Below are 19,903 nucleotides of genomic sequence, written 5' to 3'. Positions count from 1 at the left end.
TTAAGGTTCGCACCTTGAATTCTATTCAAATGCTTGTGGGCCTGGCTAATCCAGGCCCCGAATACGCAAACACACGCCACAATGCAGGTGCTTGGTTCATCGAGCAACTCGCTGCACGCTATAACTGCACCCTAAAACACGATCCTAAATATCACGGCCTTACTGGCAAAGTGATTATCCAAGGCCAAGAATTCAAATTATTGATCCCCACTACTTACATGAATTTAAGTGGTAAAGCGGTCGGTAGTTTAGCTAATTTTTTCAAAATCCCCGTGGAAAACATTTTAGTAGCTCACGACGAATTGGATTTAGACCCAGGCGTTGCCAAATTAAAAAAAGGCGGCGGACACGGCGGTCATAATGGTTTAAAAGACATTATTGCTAAAATGGCAAATCAAAAAGACTTTATGCGTTTACGCATAGGTGTAGGTCATCCGGGGCATCGTGAAATGGTTACTGGTTGGGTGCTTGGAAAAGCAGCCAAAGAAGACCAAGAAAAAATGGATGCCGCTGTTGATGAAGCAGTTCGCTGTATGGAAATACTTGCAAAAGACGGTGTGTTAAAAGCACAAAACAGACTACATTCTTTTAAACCATAATCGTTTAAACGAATCTTAACAAGGTATCTTACTATGGGTTTTAAATGTGGCATCGTTGGCTTGCCTAACGTTGGTAAATCAACGCTTTTTAATGCACTAACTAAAGCGGGTATTGAAGCCGCTAACTTTCCTTTTTGTACCATTGAGCCTAATACAGGTGTTGTACCTGTGCCAGATCCTCGTCTAGACGAGCTTGCTAAAATAGTAAACCCGCAACGCATTCTTACTACAAGTATGGAATTTGTGGATATTGCTGGCTTAGTAAAAGGCGCATCTAAAGGTGAAGGCTTAGGTAACCAATTTTTAGCAAACATTCGTGAAACGGATGCAATTGGCCATGTAGTTCGCTGTTTTGAAGATGAAAACGTAATACACGTTGCAGGTACTATTGACCCTGCTGACGATATTGACGTAATTAATACTGAGCTTGTACTTGCTGATATGGATAGTGCTGAAAAAGCAATTTTCCGTAATGCTAAAAAAGCAAAAGGCGGCGATAAAGACGCAAAAGAGCAAAATGCTGCGCTTGAAAAAGTAAAAGTACACTTAGATGAAGGCTTAACGCTTCGCTCTTTAGAATTAACTAAAGAAGAAAAAGCAGCAATAAGCTCTATTAACTTTTTAACTATCAAGCCAACAATGTACATTGCAAACGTTGCTGAAGATGGTTTTGAGAATAACCCACTACTTGATCGCGTTCGCGCTATAGCTGAGTCAGAAGGCGCTGTTGTTGTTCCTGTGTGTGCAGCAATCGAATCTGAGCTATCTGAGCTTGATGACGAAGATAAACTTGAGTTTATGGCTGATCTTGGCTTAGAAGAGCCAGGCCTTAACCTTGTTATTCGTGGTGGTTATGAACTACTACAATTACAAACTTACTTTACAGCAGGCGTAAAAGAAGTACGCGCATGGACAATCCCTGTTGGTGCAACAGCGCCACAAGCAGCGGGTAAAATCCATACCGACTTTGAGCGTGGCTTTATCCGTGCCCAAACTATCGCTTATGAAGACTTTATTGGCTTCAAAGGTGAAAGCGGCGCAAAAGAAGCCGGCAAAATGCGCCAAGAAGGTAAAGAATACATTGTTAAAGATGGCGATGTGATGAACTTCTTGTTCAACGTTTAATTAAACGATTGAAAACCTAAAAAGGCTCGTGTTTACGAGCCTTTTTTGTATCCTTTACTATATCCTCACTACCAAAACTTCTCTTTAACTACTTAATCGTCGCACCTGCGTTTATATAATCCCTTTGCAAAAGCACTCAAGCGGCACATATAACCAAACTAAACATTATTTAAAACGCCTTTGTGTAGTTAAAAAACCCAGTTAATACCCACTTTATTAAAATAAAATAGCGCTTTAGCTATTAAATTACGTATTGAGATATCAAATTAATGCTAAAATTTAGGTTGTACGTGATAACTTGTCGAATAATCAAACAACTTTAAACAGTGTGTTTTTATTCTTTTGATTTATCGCCATGTTTTGCATTTGAATTACAGTCAAAAAATCATCATTTTTATTAAAATTTAGCCGCTTAGCTTAATTTTCCTGCAAACAAACACTGATAAGTGTTTTTTTGCAAAAAAGGTGTTGACGGATTTGGGTCATATCAGCATAATACGCCCCGCACTCAGCGATGAAGTGCTAACAAAAAAGATGGCTAAGTAGCTCAGCTGGTTAGAGCACATCACTCATAATGATGGGGTCACAGGTTCAAATCCCGTCTTAGCCACCATTTATTTTTTGTTGCTCAATGAAGAGTTTAAAATAACTACCTCAGTTTTGATTTATCAAAATTTGAAATGCGGGAGTGGCGGAATTGGTAGACGCGCTGGATTTAGGTTCCAGTAACTTAGGTTGTGAGAGTTCAAGTCTCTCCTTCCGCACCATGTTCTTGATAAGAACTAAAACTATCAATTAATTCTTTGTTGGGATATCGCCAAGCGGTAAGGCACCAGGTTTTGATCCTGGCATTCCCAGGTTCAAATCCTGGTATCCCAGCCAATTTCTATACCAAGGAAATTGTTTTAAAGAATGACAGTATGCGGGAGTGGCGGAATTGGTAGACGCGCTGGATTTAGGTTCCAGTAACTTAGGTTGTGAGAGTTCAAGTCTCTCCTTCCGCACCATGTTCTTGATAAGAACTCAAACTATCAAATAATTCTTTGTTGGGATATCGCCAAGCGGTAAGGCACCAGGTTTTGATCCTGGCATTCCCAGGTTCAAATCCTGGTATCCCAGCCAATTTCTTTACCAAGAAAATTGTTTTAAAGAATGACATTATGCGGGAGTGGCGGAATTGGTAGACGCGCTGGATTTAGGTTCCAGTAACTTAGGTTGTGAGAGTTCAAGTCTCTCCTTCCGCACCATGTTCTTAACTAGAACTAAAACTCATCCAAATTTATAGTTGGGATATCGCCAAGCGGTAAGGCACCAGGTTTTGATCCTGGCATTCCCAGGTTCAAATCCTGGTATCCCAGCCAATCTCCTAAATTATTCTGTACTTATCTTCATTTAAATACTTATTTATAAAATCATCAATTATTACTGGTTTACTGTAATAATATCCTTGTAAATAGTCACAACTCATTGCTGTTAATGCCTGCTGTACGTCTTCGTTTTCTATGCCTTCGGCAACCACCTTACAATTTAATCGCGTTGCTAAAAACAAAGTAGACTCCACAATGGCGTAATCGGCTATTTGTGTCAGCATATCTTTTATAAATGATTGATCTATTTTAATTTGGCTTATTGGTAACTCTCGTAATAATACCAATGAAGAAAACCCAGTTCCAAAATCATCAACGCTAAATTCAAAGCCCCTGCTATTTAGTTTTTGCATCATGGTTTGTGCTGCAGGTAAGTTGGTCATCATGGCTCGCTCAGTAATTTCAAACATAATAAAATCACTTAAACTTGGATCATCCGCTAATAAGGTTTCCATAAACTCATAAAACTCGGGGCTTTCTAAATCTTTAGTTGATAGGTTTACGTGCAATGCGCCAATAAAGCCGGCACTCTTTAATTTTTTTAAATGATTAATTGTTTCAAGTACAACCCATTTAGAAATACCCAAAATAAGCCCGCTTTGCTCTGCAATACCAATAAATAGCTCAGGGCTAATAAAAGACCCATCACTTTGAGGCCAGCGAATAAGTACCTCAGCGCCATGCATATCCTCTGAGTCAGCTTCAAATATAGGTTGTAAGTACAGCTCAAACTCTTGCTCGTTAATAGCGCGTTTAATTTTAGAGCTCATGTCCCGTAAATCATTAGCTCGCTTACCAAGCTCTTTTTGATACGAGACATAAGGCTGCTGTGTATTTTTAGCTTCATGTAATGCTAGGTTAGCTTGAGTGAATAGCTCATTTGCATGTAAAGAGTCTTGTAAATAAAGACTTGCCCCTATTGTTAGTTTTATTCTTAAATTATGCTCATAAATAACAAAGGGTGATTTAATAGATTTATTAATAGCATTTATACATGCTTCAAAATTATCAAAAGATGAAGTCTCTACTATTAGTGCAAACTCATCTCCCCCAATACGGTAGAGTTTTGCAATACCACTTAAATTTTGGCTCATTGTTTTAGCAAACACGCTAAGTAAAATATCGCCAAATTTATTACCGTATAAATCATTAATCTTTTTAAAGTTATTTAGATCGATTAACAGCAGCGTAAAAGGGTCTTTGTACTTAACTTGGCGATTTAATATTTGAAAGAATTTTTTACGATTAGGAAGGGTAGTTAAATGGTCATGCTCTGCTAAAAAGCGTTGATGCTCTGCATACTCATCTATTTTAATAATGCTTTTTAAGCTGAGTTTAATAACTAAAAATACAAATGCCCCACCACCACATAAAATTAGTGCAATACTACTGGCAACAAAATCGCTCGATGGGTTATTAACAAAGTAATATAAAATCCACCAGTAACCTAAAATAAAGCCAACAATTAAAAAAAGTAGTAAAACCCACGACACTCTCTTTGTTTTTTTACAAATTTGTAAGGTAGGCAAAATACTAAGAGTAAGTAGTACAACCCCTATAGTAATTAGGTAAACAAAAAGATTTCCCACAACAACTCATTTTTTTATTTAATTATAAATTGAGTATGGCAAATAAATGTAATAACGAAATAAATTAACAGTAATTTGTAATTATTTTGAGAAGTTAAATAAAGACAGAAATACGCACATTAGGTGTAATGTGCGTATAGAGGTTTAACCAAGCTCTCCGCTAATTGCGTATTTTAAAACCCAGTTTTTTAAAGGGCCGGTGTTATTAGCCATTTTTAAAAACTGGCTTCGCGCCCATTTAAGTGGTGTAATTTGATTAGAAAAACCAAAGTAACACGCATCCATCATACTCATCATTAATAGATTAGCTTTACGGCGGCTACGCTCATACTCTTTAAGTTTTAACGGGCAACCAATATCATCAACGCCATCAAGCGCCTGTGCAAGTGCTACAACGTCCTGAAAGCCTAAATTAACACCTTGCCCTGCAAGCGGGTTAATAGTGTGCGCAGCATCGCCAACTAACACTAACCGCCCTTGCGAGTAGTTATTAGCATGTTGTCGGGTAAGCGGAAATATCGCATGGCTTTGCACGTCAAAGTCGCCTGCAAGTGTGGGAAACTTATTTAAAATATGCGTTTTAATTTGTTCAGGCGCTAACCCTTTAAAGTGTTGTAATGTATTAGCGTCGTCATACCAAATTAAATTAGCGTATGGGGCCTGCATAGGTAAAAACGCTAAAGGCCCGGTGGGCGTAAACTGTTGCCATGTTTTTACTTGCTGTGGCGCATTAAGTTTTATAAGTACACCCATACAATGTTGTTGATACTGCCAGCCGGTTACACCAATATTAGCTTTTGCACGTAGTTGCGATTGCCCGCCGTCAGCTGCAATCACTAAATCAGCATTATAGCGTGTGTCGCCGTATGCAAGTGTTATAGAGTCAATATTTTGTTCAATAGCACTCACAGGAGCTGATTGCTCAATAACTTCTATATTGTAATGAGTAAACTGCTTCCACAAGCTTGCTTGAATAAGGCTGTTTTCGATTAGGTGGCCTAAATGTGAGGTATTAATATCGGCGCAATCAAATAAAAGGTTATCGCCACCACGCTCAAATGCTTCTAGTTGTTTATAAGGTGCTAGGCGAGTTTGCCTTAAAATAGGCATGGCACCTAATTCATCAAGCAAATTTTCTGAAAAACGATTAATAGCCGATACGCGTATGTCTACGGTATCGCTTGCTAAAATATTATCGGCATCAATTATATGCTTTTCTATAATGCGTACCGACTTTCCTTGCTGTGCTAACCTAATGGCCAAAGCGGCTCCAACCATGCCACCACCAACAACTATCGCTTTATTTTGAGTCATGTTTTTCATCATTTTGTTAATACGTGAATCTATTTTTATTGTACCGTAACTCGCTGCTTTAGTGCGAGAGTATATAACTATCAAGCTATTAAACTGGCTCTGCATTGATTTAAGATCACAAACATAAAAACTATACTTGAGGCTGGGCGGGTATCCAGCTAAAATACGCGTCCTTTAAGTGAGCAACCTTGCTCCTTAATCCTGATTTAAGCACATTTTTGTGCCACTACCGAATTGAACACGAGGCTATATTTCAATGAGCAAAAAGCTGCATATCAAAACCTGGGGTTGTCAGATGAACGAGTATGACTCTCAGAAAATGGCTGAACTTCTAGATGCTACCAACGGCTACCAGCTAACTGAAGATGCAACAGATGCCGACGTAATATTACTTAACACCTGTTCAATTCGTGAAAAAGCGCAAGAAAAAGTATTTCACCAATTAGGTCGTTGGAAATTATTAAAAGACGACAAGCCAGATTTAATTATTGGTGTTGGTGGTTGTGTTGCCTCACAAGAAGGTGATTCTATTCGCCAGCGTGCGCCATTTGTTGATGTTATTTTTGGCCCACAAACACTGCACCGTTTACCAGAAATGATTAAGCAAGTGCAAGGCGATAAAGGCTCATCGGTTGTTGATATTTCATTCCCAGAGATTGAAAAGTTTGACCGTTTACCAGAGCCAAAAGCCGAAGGCCCTTCGGCATTTGTATCAATTATGGAAGGGTGTTCTAAGTACTGTACTTTTTGTGTTGTACCTTACACCCGTGGTGAAGAAGTTAGCCGCCCAGTAGATGACGTACTACTAGAAGTAGCACAACTTGCTGAGCAAGGCGTACGTGAAGTAAACCTTCTAGGTCAAAACGTAAATGCATACCGTGGTGATACTCACGATGGCGACATTTGCTATTTCTCAGATTTAATTCGTTTAATCGCCGCAATTGACGGTATTGACCGTATTCGTTATACCACATCGCACCCAGTAGAATTTACGCCAGACATCATCGACGTATACGCTGATGTGCCAGAGCTTGTCGATCACTTACACTTACCAGTGCAAAGTGGTTCAGATCGCATTCTTAATTTAATGAAGCGCGGCCACACAGCAATTGAATACAAATCAACTATTCGTAAGTTACGTAAAATTCGCCCTAACTTAAGCATGTCGTCAGATTTCATTATTGGTTTCCCAGGTGAAAGCAAAACAGACTTTGAAGCCACAATGAACCTAATTAACGATATTGGTTTTGATATGAGCTTTAGCTTTATTTACAGTGCACGCCCGGGTACACCAGCGGCTGACTTGCCAGATGACGTAACAGAGCAAGAGAAAAAAGAGCGCTTATACCTACTACAAAACCGCATTACACAAATGGCGCAACAAATTAGCCGCCAAATGTTTGATACAGAGCAACGTATTTTAGTTGAAGGTCCTTCTAAAAAGAACCCAATGGAATTACGTGGCCGTACCGAAAACAACCGTGTAGTTAACTTTGTTGGCCCACACACAGTGATCGGACAGTTTGTTGATGTACGTATTACCGAAGCACTACCAAACTCTTTACGTGGTGATTTAATTCGTACAGAATCAGAAATGAACTTACGACGTGAAATTGCGCCTTCGGCTATTTTAACTAAAGCTGCAAGCGTTGAGCCAAAAATCGAAACAACAAACGAAATTGGCGTAGCTACTTTCGTACCTTAGTTGCATAAATTCATTGCGCCAGTACACACTGGCGCACCCGAATAGGAAGTAATTTTGAGTAATCAGTTAAAAACGTTAGAGATTTATTTAGAACCTGCCGACAACAAACGCCTTTCTTCTTTATGTGGCCCGTTTGACGAAAACATCAAACAAATTGAACGCCGCCTAGGTGTTGAAATTATCCACCGCGACAACTTTTTTAAAGTAACAGGTAAACTGCATTCAAGCGCTGCAGCCGTAGAAATCCTAAAAGACTTATACGTGAGTACTCAACCTGTTCGTGGTGAAATTGGTGAAATAGAGCCCGACAACGTACATTTAGCCATTACCGAATCAAAAGCCCTAGAGCAAGATGTACCACAAAGTGCTTACGGCAAAGAAATGTACATTAAAACCCGCCGTGGCGTAATTAAACCGCGCAACGACAACCAAGGTTTATATGTAGCTAACATTTTACATCACGATATTACTTTTGGTATTGGCCCCGCTGGTACAGGTAAAACGTACCTTGCAGTTGCCGCTGCGGTAGATGCACTAGAGCGTCAAGAAATTCGCCGAATATTACTTACTCGCCCAGCAGTAGAAGCCGGTGAAAAGTTAGGTTTTTTACCTGGTGACTTAAGCCAAAAAGTAGACCCATACCTGCGCCCTCTTTACGACGCGTTATTTGAAATGCTGGGTTTTGAAAAAGTAGAAAAACTAATCGAAAAACACATTATTGAAATTGCACCACTTGCTTACATGCGTGGTCGTACATTAAATGATGCGTTTATTATTTTAGATGAAAGCCAAAACACCACCGCCGAGCAAATGAAAATGTTTTTAACCCGTATAGGCTTTAACTCTAAAGCGGTTATTACGGGCGATATAACACAAGTAGATTTACCTCGTGGTGCACGTTCAGGCCTTCGCCACGCAATAGAAGTACTCGACGGCGTTGAAGAAATTAGCTTTAACTACTTTAAATCGCACGACATAGTACGCCATCCTGTGGTTGGTCGCATTGTAGAAGCCTACGAGCGTAACGACGAAAACGAGCGACTTAAACGTATAGAAAAGCAAAAAGCCAAAGACTTATTGGCCGCTCAACAGCCACCTTCTACTAAAGAGTAATACCGTGAGCACCGAACTTGATTTACAAATAGCGTGTGAGTTTGACAATCTCCCAAGCGAAGCGCAATTTTCACTGTGGGCCGACAAAGCCCTAAGCCAATACCGTGATGAGTCTGAGCTCAGCATTGTAATAAGCGACGAAGCGCAATCGCAGCAACTAAATAACGATTACCGCGGTAAAAATAAACCAACCAACGTACTCTCATTTGAATTTGAAGCGCCACCAGGAATAGACATTCCTCTTGTCGGCGATTTAATTATTTGCCCAGCCATTGTTTTGGCTGAAGCAATTGAGCAAGAGAAGTCATTTCATGACCACTTTGCTCATATGGTTATTCATGGATGCTTGCATTTACTTGGATTTGACCATATAAAGAGTGAGGACGCACTCGAGATGGAAAGTATAGAAAAGCAATTACTTGGCGAGCTAAACATAGCCGACCCATACCGAGACGATATTTAAATTAACGGAGCAATTAGACGCAATGAGCGACGATAACTCGCAATCTAGCCAGGGTTCTTCTGGCAAAACGTGGATGGGCCGCATAGCCCAAATGTTGCAAGGGGAACCCCAGAATAGAGAAGAGCTGGTTGAAGTAATAGCCGATGCGCAAGAGCGTGACGTAATAGATCCAGAAACCAAAGAGATGATTGAAGGTGTGCTTGGCGTGTCTAAGCTTAAAGTGCGTGACATAATGATCCCGCGCTCACAAATGATCACCCTTGAGGTAGATAGCCCACTAGAAGAACTCATCCCAATGATGGTCGACTCAACTCACTCACGCTTTCCGGTAGTGTGTGAAGATAAAGACCACGTAGAGGGGATATTGCTCGCTAAAGATTTGCTACCGCTTATCTTAAATAAAGACGAGCACCTACCATCACTGCGCGATTATTTACGCCCAGCCATGGTAGTACCAGAGAGTAAACGCGTAGATACCCTACTAAACGAATTTCGTCAGCAACGCTACCACATGGCTATTGTTATTGACGAATACGGCGGTGTATCGGGCCTTGTAACAATCGAAGACATTCTTGAAATAATCGTTGGCGAAATCGAAGATGAGCACGACGAAGAAGAAGATCAACAAGATATTCGACAGCTTGCTAAGCACGTATACGTAGTACAAGCGCTTACCCCTGTAGATGACTTTAACGAGTACTTTAAAACAGGTTACAGCACCGACGAAGCCGACACCATTGGCGGCACTGTATTACACGCATTTGGCCATATGCCAAGTCGCGGTGAAACAATAGACATAGAAGGTTACCAGTTTAAAGTAACCAACTCTGACAATCGTCGTATCTTACAACTGCAAGTCACCGTACCTAAGGTTGATGAAAACGACAGTGAAGACTCTGCTAACTAAACTCACCCTGTTAGCAAAAGATAAAAAAGCATGGCTCGCACTTATTGCGGGCCTAGTTTTAACTTTTGGCTACGCCCCTTTTCAAATTTGGCCCATCGTATTTTTTAGCCTTGCCGCGATTATTTTTTGCATTAATCCAAACAACACAGGTAAAGCACACGCTAAAACTGCCGCTAAATATGGTTTTATATTTGGTTTAGGCTGGTTTGGTGCTGGTATAAGTTGGGTGCATGTATCAATTGCCACTTTTGGTGGCATGCCACTTATTGCCTCACTTTCATTAATGGCATTTTTATGCGCGTACTTAGCATTATTCCCGGCGCTTGCGTTTTGGGCTGCAACTCGCTTTGCAAGCGGCCCTAAAAGCTTTGGTGCATTACTAATAGTAAGCGTTGCAATTAGTGAATATTTACGCGGTACCGTATTAACAGGCTTTCCTTGGTTAAGCTTTGGTTATACGCAAACCGATGGCCCACTAAGATTACTTGCCCCCTACATTGGCGAGTTTGGCTTAACCCTTGCCTGCGTAGCCATTGCTTTTGCACTTTATAGGCTTACTCAAAAAGATTTTAAAACGCCATTAGCAACCGCCGCTGCTTTTGTAATACTTGTTGTTAGCGCATTAAATACAGGCTCAGATCAGTATTCAGGTAAACACATGTCAACATTACTTGTGCAAGGTAATATAAAACAGCACCTGCGCTTTGAGCCTAGTGAGTTTTGGACCACCATGAGCAAGTATCAAGACTTAACCCGCCCACATTGGGATGCCGACTTAATTGTATGGCCTGAAGCCGCAGTGCCCGAAATAGAAATGCTGGCCGACACCTACTTAGCCAATTTAGACCGGGCCGCATCGTTTAATAAAACCGCGTTAGTAACCGGTATTGTTGACTACCAACTCGATACTAAAACCATTTATAACACACTTATTGTGGTAGGCAATAAAGAGCACAACGACGAGCAGGGCCACTATCGCTACTTAGACAAAAACCGCTATCGTAAACATCAGCTACTCCCTATTGGCGAATTTGTACCGTTTCAAGACTTTCTGCGTCCAATAGCACCACTATTTGACTTACCTATGTCGTCGTTTACCCGTGGTGATAAAGTACAAAACAACTTGCGTGCCAATGGCTTTAACCTACTACCCGCCATTTGCTACGAAATAGTATTTGCCGATTTAGTACGCGGTAACTACAAAAGCGACTCAGACCTGCTATTTACGGTAAGTAACGACGCGTGGTTCGGCGACTCTATTGGGCCTTTGCAACACATGCAAATAGCCCGCATGCGCGCATTAGAGTTACAGCGCCCACTGGTACGCGTTACCAACAATGGTGTAAGCGCCGTATACGACCCAATAAGCCACACACAACAAACCATGCCACAGTTTGAAGCTGCGACCATGAAGGCCGATATAAAGCTTATACAAGGCGACAGCGTGTACAGTCAATACGGCAATGTGTTTGTATGGGGATTTGTGTTGTTGCTAGGGATTTGTGGATTTGGAGTTAGGTTTAGAAGTTAAGCTCGCTATTGAAGATGTAGAGCCAACGTATTTAGCTCTACATTTTTAAATGTGTTTAATTCGCTTCTATAGCTATTTCTTCTAAAGACAACCTTAGTAAGTAGCTACACCATTCCCTTAAATTTAGCAGACTAACTTGGTAGTACTCTCTAGCGTTACTAATTGTATTACTATCTAATAGTGGTATCGCACTGCCTGAGTATGAATTATCGACAAACCTAATTCCTTGGTGAAGGTATCTTGACCTTAAACCGTAGTATGAATTAATTATTTTAGCTAATGGGTCATTAGTGTTATCTTTTTCCACATAGCTTCTCACTCTCTCTGAGATTGAATATGCTTGTTGACCACAACTATCACACTTTTTACTCTTCGGAACTCCAATCAACGAAACAGTCTCTAGTGAAGACATATAATGTATCATTGCATCCTCACTTGATGATGGATGAAGTCTAGCCGCATTAGAGAACCTTAAATCGCTCTGAAAGTCTATAATAACCTCATCACTTGCCTTTCCTACTCTCTGAGTTGGGTAATATGTATCTAGAGTAAATGAATCTAAAGCTCTGCCTGATGAAAAATGTGCATACGAATTCAAGAGTAATTGAATTTCATAAGAGTAAGTATCATTAATCAGTATGTAATCAATAAGAAAGCAGGTTTTTTCTGAGATTTGAACTAAGCCATCAGCTAATGGTTTAGCATCAATCCAACTTATATCTCTAGAGTATTTATTAATTTCAACACTAGAAAACGATGGGAAGTCCACATTGCCATTTTGAGTATCTCGAATAATCAAACAGTTTGTACTAACTGTTAAAGTTTCAATAACCGTTTTAATTTTTTCTGATGCTTTAGCTTCTGCATCTTTCGCATCATAACCATCAATATCAACTATCAATTCAATTGAACTATTACCTGTTGGTTGTAAAACAAATCTTTTACCTGAGTATGAGGCAATAGAGCCCCTAATAACTTCTAGAGAAATGCTAAAGCTAAATTTAGAAATCAGTTTTTTATAATCTAAACTATTTTTAACTAGTTCTTTAATAATCTTTAGGTCGCTTATAATTTCATCATCTTCGATATAATCAGAAAACATGACCGCGACTAAGTTTCCTTTTTGTTTATACCTGACTGAAACCTCAAAAGAACCTTTAGCTTTATAGCTCATACGTCCTAAAATTACTTTTTTAGAACCTAGCTTTTTATACGGAGAGTAATGCCAGGCACACTTGCCAAAGTGCTCCCTGATACTTGCCCATAAAGATCTCAAAAAATGATTACTTTCATTTTCATTATTTAATCCTTCAAGTAAGACTTCCAAATAGATATACCTATAGTTTTATTAAGTTATGATAATCAGAACTAATATTTTACTGCTTCTACAACGGTTTCAACATTCACAGGTTGATCCAAGTTGCCCTGAATAACCACTGTCGCTGATATTTTATCTTGAATAGCTTGCCTGTTTGGATCCCAATACACTTGTAAAAAACCTAATAAGCCCGTGGCAAAACCGGCGCCGTAACCGCCGTATCGGCCAAAGCAATCTAATAAACCTAATGGCTCACCGCTTAGCGCTACTACGCGAATATTACATGCTTTTTTACCCGGGGTTTGTCCGCGCCATAATAACGAGAACAACGTAAAATAAACGGCAGCCCAACCAAAGCCAAGGCCTAGGTCTTGAATAATACCTTTGCCCCACTGCAAAATGCTGGTGACAGGTTTGGTTTTCTGGCTTTTAGTGTCTGCTTTTTCAGTTATGTTGCTTTCATCTGCCACTTCACCCGAAATGCTCTTTAGCTCTGTATTATTATTTTTAAAATCATCTGCCGCTATAGGCTCATCATCAATAGCCATTAACTGCAATAACGTGCGCGTAACTTCAATCCCTCCAACGTCTTCAATTTCAGCAAGCGCTGGTAATTGGCCAACTAAATTAGCACGAGCAGCGCTTTGGCAAACATCATCGCAGTTTTTACCGTCGCCTGTTTGCGCTAAATATGTGCGTATTATTGATTTGTCATGCTCACTTAACTCATCGTTTTTCTGCGTTTTTTCTATTTGTATACCTTGAATAGCGTTATCGTCTTCAAAAAAATCTATCGCTAATGAGAGCATGGTGAGTGCGCTTACAAATAAAAAGCTCGCTGCAAAAAGCTTTAGGGCTCTGCGCCAAAACGATGACATTTTTGGCAGATATTGCTGAGCCGTACCTTTATAAAAAGCCATGGCAGCTACAAATGCAATTAAGGTCGCGCTTAGCTTAGCGGCCATAAATATCAAAGCGACATCAATAGTCATCGCCATTGCACGTTTAATAGGGGTAGCTAATGGAATGCCTAATAACGCGTGGTCAATTTTAAAGGCATGTGGGGTGATCACGTCTTTGGTCTCAGAATCTGACAGCGTTAATTGCTCTATTTCTTTGGCTTTCATTTATTTTCTTGTTATTAAAATGGGTAACCCATTTAATTTACGCGTTTTTTATTTTTTGCTCAAGGTAAAGGTATTGATTTACATGCATAAAAAAATCACTTGAACTACGTCCTTCAAAAAGTTGTGTTTCATTCACAACAGTGCAATTTAGCAAAACACCTTAATTTAAGATGAACTAATTAAGATTTGTTTACTCATAACAGCACTATTTAGTTGAGGATGTAATGTGAATATAGGGAAAGCGTGGCCGTGGGCTATATCGTTTTGTATACACACTATTGTGTTGTACTTTTTGCTTTCACAATCGATTAAAGTTACGCAGCCACAAAAGGAAAATAGCGCAATAGTACAAGCCTATGTAACCGTTAATTTAGCAAGCCACCCTAAGTCAAGCTCAGTTGCTACAACAACCAATGCACCTAAAATAAAACCTGTAGATACTAAATCAGATACCTCAAATGTAGTGAGCTCTAACGCTACACCTATCAAAACAAGTTCTACAAAAGCCAAAGTAAAGGTGACTCAAAACAATCAAGCTAAAATCACAACGTTACCTAAAGCACAAACAGAGCTTAAAAATATCTCTACTGAACCCGTTGAACCCAAGCCAGCCGCGCCTGCAGAACCACCTTCAGAGCCTTCAGCAACATCGCCTCAAACATTTAAAAAGCTAAACCCCTATGCACCGGTGTTTGGCTCACCCGTAAATAATATGACTCATAAAAAAATGATCACCTTTGGTGAGGATAAAGGCTCTACAAATGAAAACATAAACAATGAGCCCACTATTAAAACGCCAGTGAAGACGGATAAGTCAGAAGTAATTAGTCAAAATACAACAGGGACAAAGCGATTAGAAAAATTTAATGGTGAGTGTTATTTAATAGATACCGCTACCGTATTTGGCAGTAATGGTTTGCCTCAAGGTAGCGGTAAATCTTGCCCTGAAAATAAAACAGATAAAGAAATCATGTTTGAAAAAATCATGAAAAAATGGAGCAAAAAAAATAATTAGCTTTAAATAAGTGAACAAAAAATATGTTTAGTCGTATTAATAATTTAAAGCTATTAGGAATTGCCATGACCACTGTACAGCTCTCATCACTTTTTGTATTTAATGCATTATTTTTAACCACTCACGCTAATGCCAATCAACATTGGTATGTAGTAAACGACTCAGTAATGGGTGGGGTATCAAATAGCCAAGTAAACCAGACTACTGAAAGTTTAATATTTGAAGGGAATGTATCGCTTGAAAACAACGGCGGTTTTGCATCAATACGTACCGAACTTAACGCGCAAGGTCAGAACTCTAAAGCGATAGTGCTGCGCATTAAAGGTGATGGAAAAACCTATCAACTAAGACTCAGAACATCCGACTACCTTGATGGCCCAGCCTATACACATTCATTTAGCACAACAAAAAATGAATGGATGGATATTCACTTTACTCCTAATGATTTTACGTTAACTTTTCGTGGGCGAGTACTTGAGCAACAACCAGCTTTTAATTTTAGTGATGTTAAACAACTAGGCTTTTTAATTGCAGGTAAACAAGAGGGTAATTTTAAACTTGAAGTGAGCAAAATCGAGTTTAAAAGCTAACCTATAAGCCCTGCGTTGTTAAATTGTATAGCTATCGCCACGCCTTTTCATTTCACTAATAACCAGCTCAATCATTTGCTGCTTTATAGCAGCTTGTTCTGATTTTAGTTCCCCGAGTTGTAGCTCAAGCCTATCTATTTGATCTTGCTGTTGTGTGTTTTTATATTTTTTTGCACCTAGGTGGTCAGCATCTAAAGTTGAATTTGCATCACTTTTATTTAGCTCCTTGGCGCTACTATCTATGGTTAAACTACGTTGAACTGGGCTTTGCTTAAGTTTGTTAATTTGCTCTTGTAATGCAACAATTTGACCTGTGAAATGTTTATATACTTTTTCAAGGTTTTTATATTGATTGCTAAACGTAGCGTTATCTTCACTGTATTCTTGCGCTTTGGTATCTAGAAACTTTGATAACACATACTTTGGCTCTTCCTCATTTTCTTCCTCGCTCTTTTCTTCACTCGTTTTTTCAACAGCTAGTTTATCTGATTGCGCTAAAGGTTGAGTATTTGAGCTGTGTACTTGGTATGGAATGGGAGCCGCTGAAACCTTCATTATTTTGTCCCTAAAATAGTTTACCTCTTTTATAGGTATCGACCTCGTATTAAAATCCTTGAGTAAATTTTATTGTTAGCTAATAGCAAAAAGCCCCACTTTATTAAAGTGAGGCTTTAGTAGTTTATTACTAAAAACTTACGATTCTATTGCCAATAGTTCTACTTCAAAAATAAGCAGTGATGCAGGGGGTATGTTCCCTACTCGCTTTTCACCGTAAGCGAGTTGGTGCGGTACATAAAAAATGTATTTATCACCTGGGCTCATAAGTTGTAAGCCTTCGGTCCAACCTTTAATTACTTGGTGTAAACCAAAGCTAATTGGCGTTTTACGCTCTACTGAGCTGTCAAATACAGTGCCGTCGATTAATGTACCGTGGTAGTGCACGTTAACCATGCTGGTTGGGCTAGGTGTATTTTCACTTTCGCCTTTATGTAGTATTTTGTACTGTAAACCAGAGCTGGTTTCTATTACGCCCTCAACTTGGGCATTAGCTACTAGGTAGTCAGCTTCAATTTGTGCATTTATACCTGCTTGTTGCTTTGCTTTTTTACTATTTTGAAATATTAAAAAACAAAATATAACGATGATCACCGCTAAAATTATATTGATCATTTAGTGTTTTTCCTCATCAAGCTCTGCATCTTTGTCGTCTTCGCTATCGCCATTAACTATATCGGCAATATCTTTTAAACGCGCTAAAGCAATGCCGTTTACAGAATCCTCTGGGTATTCGCCATCAATAATATTGCCAGCTTCAATATCCATTAATAAGTTAAGTGCTTGGTCTACCGTTTCTACGGCGTAAATATTAAATTTACCGCGCTCTACCGCATCAAGTATTTCGTCATCAAGTACTAAGTTAACTTGGTTCGATTTTGGAATAATAACGCCCTGCTGGCCTGTTAAGCCGCGCATTTTACACAGCTTAAAAAAGCCTTCTATTTTTTCGTTTACACCACCAATGGCTTGCACATCACCATGCTGGTTAATAGAGCCCGTAAGCGCGATAGATTGGCTGATTGGTAAACTAGTAATGGCTGAAATAAGCGCACATAACTCAGCAAGTGATGCGCTATCGCCATCTATATAACCATAGCTTTGCTCAATGGCAATGTTGGCGCTTAGCGTTAAGCTAAAGTGCTGCGCATATTTGTTACCTAAATAACCGGTAAGTAGCATTACCCCTTTTGAGTGAATAGCTTTACCAAGCTCGGCTTCACGCTCTACATCTATTACGCCATCGGCGCCTGCATATACGGTAGCGGTTATACGTGCTGGTGTACCAAACGAAGTATCGCCAATATGCAGCACTGTTAAACCGTTTACTTTACCAATTGCTTGGCCTTGTGTGGCAATAAGCGTGTGGCCTTCTTTTATATCGCTTAGCATGTTCTCGCTAATTTGGCCGGTGCGATACTGTTTGCCTTCAATAGCTTCATCAATATGATGCGCATCAACTAGCGTTTGATTATCTTGTTTGGCGTAGTAACTTGCCTCAGCAACAAGTTCAAGTACATCAGCAAAACGCGCTGATAATTTATTATGGTGCTCTGCTTGGCGGTAGCTAAATTTAAGTAAACGCACCATAGCGGCTTGCGTTGTTGTGCACTTTAAAGTTTGTTCACAATACTGCGTTACTTTAGTAATAAACTGGTACTGTAGTTTATCGCTACTTGGCAAGTAATAATCAAAGTCGGCAAGCACTCTAAAGAGTTCAGCAAATTCTTCGTCGTACTCACCTATGGTGTAGTAAAGCTCACGAGAGCCTAATAAAATAATTTTTACATCAAGCGGTATCAGTTGCGGGCGAAGTGTAAAACTACTGCCAACTGAGCTGTCTTGGTATGGTAAATCGTTTTTAATTTGGTGTGTTTTAAGTGAAAGCTTTAAACCATCCCACACTTGTGGGTTAGCCATTACTTTTTCGGCGTCCATAATTAAGTAACCGCCATTAGCACGATGCAAAGCACCTGGCTGAATTGAGCGGTAACTTGTTATAAGTGAGCCTTGCGAAGTTGAATACTCAATTTTACCAAATATATTGCCAAAGGTTGGGTTTGGCTCATATACCACAGGCGCTGCATCGTCTTCTTTAAACTCAACTAAAATGTTAGGTGCAAAAAAGTCCGTTAGCATGCCTTTGCGGTCAAAGTCTTCTTTGCTCTCTTCGCTTTCGTCTTCGTCGTCAAGCCACTCAAGTACCGCATCAATAATTTCTACACGGATATCTTTTAAATAACGCAGTACACCAATGTGGGTAGCGTATTTGTGTTCTAAATCTTTTAACAGCGGTTTTGTAGCTTGCTCTGCCGTCGACTTTTTAAGGTTACGTTGTTTTTCTTTTGATTCGCGCTTCCAACGAGGTAATTCAATGAGCGCTTCTATTAACGCATCTTCTAGCTTTTCTATTTTTTCAAAAAACTCTTCGCGTAAATTTTCTTCAAGCTCTGCAAATTCGTTATCACTTAATTGCTTGCCATCAACAAGTGGTGCAAAACCTACCGAGTTTTTTTCTTCAACTAATGCTACGCTTTGCTCAAATGCAGCAATTTCTACAGCGGTAATTGCGCTGTCATAGGCATCGTTAAATTCACGGTCGATAGATTTCTTTTTGCGTTGGTATGCCGGGTTGTCAAACGCTGCCGGAAAAGTGTCAAGCACTTCATCTAAAAACGAGTCTATGTCGTCGCTTAACTGTTTGCTTTGCCCTGCTTGCATAAATAGCGCAATAGGCTCGCGGTGGTCGTCGTAATTATTTACGTATAACCATTCGTTTGGCGTTGGACGGTCTTTGGCGTGTTGTTTAAGTTTATCTTTTACAAGCGTAAAACGACCATGTGCAGCTTCGCCCATTACATAAACATTGTAACCGGGCAATTCCATTCCTAATGAAAAGTCCAGGGCACTTTGGGCACGTTGCTGCCCTATAAAAGTAAGTTGCTCTGGGTATGGATTGCTCATACACGTGTTTACGTGATTAGTAGAAATACTCGGTGCGAGCTGTGAAACAGATAGTGGCAGCAATTTTTTCGTCATTCTAACTTCTTTTTTTACCAACATATTCGCTGGCTTTTGGGCGTATTAAGTGGCCTACAAGCCACTTAATACATATATTTAGGGTTGTAATGCCTTACGGCTAAAATAGATCCCATCACATTCAATACACGGAGTAATTTGTGTAGCGTGATAAATATCAAAACTATGGGTGCAATTCTTACATACTAATGTGCCCATGGCTATCCATTCGCCCACGTGATACACACCATTGTGCTTTAAATCTTGACTAAGGGATTGCCATTCAAGTTGGGTTTTGTCTTCTATGTGCGAGAGCTCAAACCACAACGACTCTTTAAGTTCTTGCCACGCAAGCGAATTATAGTGTGATTCGTTTTCTTGAACGTGCTCTATATCACGCTGCAAATAGCTTTTGTATAAAGCGTATCTTTCTTGGCCTAAGTCTTTAAGTGCTTGCTCAGATTCAACAAATCGAGTGACTGCGTCTTTTACTTCATGATCTTTTACATCTTTTAACCAATTAGTTAAATCGCTAAGCCATGTTTTATAATCTGCCATTTTATACTC

At 39.7% G+C, this 19,903-nt stretch carries 17 protein-coding genes and 7 tRNA genes; 16 read left to right on the top strand and 8 right to left on the bottom strand.

Annotation, left to right across the window (positions count from 1 at the left end; translation table 11 throughout):
- Nucleotides 1-14: 14 nt before the first annotated feature.
- From pth to ATS74_RS03030, 9 genes are all read left to right on the top strand, one after another.
- On the top strand, nucleotides 15-599 hold the full coding sequence (pth, locus tag ATS74_RS03070) for an aminoacyl-tRNA hydrolase (RefSeq protein WP_058547453.1): 585 nt from the start codon (nucleotides 15-17) through the stop codon (nucleotides 597-599).
- A 33-nt stretch (nucleotides 600-632) separates the two neighbouring features.
- Nucleotides 633-1,724 carry a redox-regulated ATPase YchF gene (gene ychF, locus ATS74_RS03065; RefSeq protein ID WP_058547452.1) on the top strand — a complete coding sequence of 364 codons (1,092 nt, stop codon included), beginning with the start codon at nucleotides 633-635 and terminating at the stop codon, nucleotides 1,722-1,724.
- Nucleotides 1,725-2,260: 536 nt separating this feature from the next.
- Nucleotides 2,261-2,337 (top strand) — tRNA-Met (locus ATS74_RS03060).
- A 69-nt stretch (nucleotides 2,338-2,406) separates the two neighbouring features.
- Nucleotides 2,407-2,491 (top strand) — tRNA-Leu (locus ATS74_RS03055).
- 40 nt (nucleotides 2,492-2,531) lie between these two features.
- Nucleotides 2,532-2,606, top strand: a tRNA-Gln gene (locus tag ATS74_RS03050).
- 40 nt (nucleotides 2,607-2,646) lie between these two features.
- Nucleotides 2,647-2,731, top strand: a tRNA-Leu gene (locus tag ATS74_RS03045).
- Between the two features lie 40 nt (nucleotides 2,732-2,771).
- Nucleotides 2,772-2,846 (top strand) — tRNA-Gln (locus tag ATS74_RS03040).
- A gap of 40 nt (nucleotides 2,847-2,886) precedes the next feature.
- Nucleotides 2,887-2,971, top strand: a tRNA-Leu gene (locus ATS74_RS03035).
- Nucleotides 2,972-3,010: 39 nt separating this feature from the next.
- A tRNA-Gln gene (locus ATS74_RS03030) sits at nucleotides 3,011-3,085 on the top strand.
- A 5-nt stretch (nucleotides 3,086-3,090) separates the two neighbouring features.
- On the opposite strand, the gene ATS74_RS03025 is transcribed toward ATS74_RS03030, so the two are convergent.
- Nucleotides 3,091-4,584, bottom strand: coding sequence for a putative bifunctional diguanylate cyclase/phosphodiesterase (locus ATS74_RS03025; RefSeq protein WP_235591987.1), 1,494 nt, complete (start codon nucleotides 4,582-4,584; stop codon nucleotides 3,091-3,093).
- A gap of 240 nt (nucleotides 4,585-4,824) precedes the next feature.
- The gene (locus ATS74_RS03020; protein ID WP_235591986.1) at nucleotides 4,825-5,994 is read right to left on the bottom strand and encodes an FAD-dependent monooxygenase; all 1,170 of its coding nucleotides are present in this window, start codon (nucleotides 5,992-5,994) and stop codon (nucleotides 4,825-4,827) included.
- A 256-nt stretch (nucleotides 5,995-6,250) separates the two neighbouring features.
- Here ATS74_RS03020 and miaB point away from each other — a divergent pair, with 256 nt between their 5' ends.
- The 5 genes from miaB to lnt are packed head-to-tail and all read left to right on the top strand — an operon-like array spanning nucleotide 6,251 to nucleotide 11,713.
- Nucleotides 6,251-7,699: a tRNA (N6-isopentenyl adenosine(37)-C2)-methylthiotransferase MiaB gene (miaB, locus tag ATS74_RS03015; protein ID WP_058547450.1), complete on the top strand. Its 1,449-nt coding sequence runs from the start codon at nucleotides 6,251-6,253 to the stop codon at nucleotides 7,697-7,699.
- A 54-nt stretch (nucleotides 7,700-7,753) separates the two neighbouring features.
- Complete coding sequence (locus ATS74_RS03010) at nucleotides 7,754-8,812, top strand: PhoH family protein (protein ID WP_058547449.1); 1,059 nt, start codon at nucleotides 7,754-7,756, stop codon at nucleotides 8,810-8,812.
- A gap of 4 nt (nucleotides 8,813-8,816) precedes the next feature.
- Nucleotides 8,817-9,275 carry an rRNA maturation RNase YbeY gene (ybeY, locus tag ATS74_RS03005; RefSeq protein ID WP_058547448.1) on the top strand — a complete coding sequence of 153 codons (459 nt, stop codon included), beginning with the start codon at nucleotides 8,817-8,819 and terminating at the stop codon, nucleotides 9,273-9,275.
- Between the two features lie 22 nt (nucleotides 9,276-9,297).
- The gene (corC, locus tag ATS74_RS03000) at nucleotides 9,298-10,182 is read left to right on the top strand and encodes a CNNM family magnesium/cobalt transport protein CorC (RefSeq protein ID WP_058547447.1); all 885 of its coding nucleotides are present in this window, start codon (nucleotides 9,298-9,300) and stop codon (nucleotides 10,180-10,182) included.
- Nucleotides 10,163-11,713 carry an apolipoprotein N-acyltransferase gene (lnt, locus tag ATS74_RS02995; protein ID WP_082660552.1) on the top strand — a complete coding sequence of 517 codons (1,551 nt, stop codon included), beginning with the start codon at nucleotides 10,163-10,165 and terminating at the stop codon, nucleotides 11,711-11,713. The genes corC and lnt overlap by 20 nt, the downstream gene beginning before the upstream one ends.
- A 55-nt stretch (nucleotides 11,714-11,768) precedes the next feature.
- On the opposite strand, the gene ATS74_RS02990 is transcribed toward lnt, so the two are convergent.
- Nucleotides 11,769-13,040, bottom strand: a complete 1,272-nt coding sequence (locus ATS74_RS02990) for a hypothetical protein (RefSeq protein WP_058547445.1) — start codon at nucleotides 13,038-13,040, stop codon at nucleotides 11,769-11,771.
- A gap of 41 nt (nucleotides 13,041-13,081) precedes the next feature.
- On the bottom strand, nucleotides 13,082-14,158 hold the full coding sequence (locus tag ATS74_RS02985) for an RDD family protein (RefSeq protein ID WP_058547444.1): 1,077 nt from the start codon (nucleotides 14,156-14,158) through the stop codon (nucleotides 13,082-13,084).
- 226 nt (nucleotides 14,159-14,384) lie between these two features.
- Between ATS74_RS02985 and ATS74_RS02980 the strand changes: the two genes are divergently transcribed.
- Both ATS74_RS02980 and ATS74_RS02975 read left to right on the top strand, forming a co-directional pair.
- Nucleotides 14,385-15,173 carry a hypothetical protein gene (locus ATS74_RS02980; RefSeq protein ID WP_058547443.1) on the top strand — a complete coding sequence of 263 codons (789 nt, stop codon included), beginning with the start codon at nucleotides 14,385-14,387 and terminating at the stop codon, nucleotides 15,171-15,173.
- Between the two features lie 65 nt (nucleotides 15,174-15,238).
- Entirely contained in the window at nucleotides 15,239-15,763 is a 525-nt protein-coding gene (locus tag ATS74_RS02975) for a CIA30 family protein (RefSeq protein WP_058547442.1), read from the top strand.
- Nucleotides 15,764-15,781: 18 nt separating this feature from the next.
- Here the strand turns inward: ATS74_RS02975 and ATS74_RS02970 are convergent, their stop codons facing one another.
- The 4 genes from ATS74_RS02970 to ATS74_RS02955 all read right to left on the bottom strand — a co-directional run bounded on the left by ATS74_RS02970 (nucleotide 15,782) and on the right by ATS74_RS02955 (nucleotide 19,894).
- A complete protein-coding gene (locus ATS74_RS02970) occupies nucleotides 15,782-16,318 on the bottom strand; it encodes a hypothetical protein (RefSeq protein ID WP_058547441.1) in 537 nt (178 codons plus the stop codon).
- 138 nt (nucleotides 16,319-16,456) lie between these two features.
- The gene (locus ATS74_RS02965) at nucleotides 16,457-16,933 is read right to left on the bottom strand and encodes an FKBP-type peptidyl-prolyl cis-trans isomerase (RefSeq protein WP_058547440.1); all 477 of its coding nucleotides are present in this window, start codon (nucleotides 16,931-16,933) and stop codon (nucleotides 16,457-16,459) included.
- Nucleotides 16,934-19,357 carry a Lon protease family protein gene (locus ATS74_RS02960; protein ID WP_235591985.1) on the bottom strand — a complete coding sequence of 808 codons (2,424 nt, stop codon included), beginning with the start codon at nucleotides 19,355-19,357 and terminating at the stop codon, nucleotides 16,934-16,936.
- A gap of 78 nt (nucleotides 19,358-19,435) precedes the next feature.
- Nucleotides 19,436-19,894 (bottom strand): zinc ribbon-containing protein, encoded by a 459-nt coding sequence (locus ATS74_RS02955; RefSeq protein WP_058547530.1) that lies wholly within the window; start codon nucleotides 19,892-19,894, stop codon nucleotides 19,436-19,438.
- Nucleotides 19,895-19,903: the final 9 nt, after the last annotated feature.

Source organism: Pseudoalteromonas sp. H103 (assembly GCF_001469205.1).
Classification (GTDB): Bacteria; Pseudomonadota; Gammaproteobacteria; order Enterobacterales; family Alteromonadaceae; genus Pseudoalteromonas; species Pseudoalteromonas carrageenovora.
Note: the sequence above shows the minus strand (reverse complement) of the source record. Positions and strands in the feature narration are given on the sequence as shown.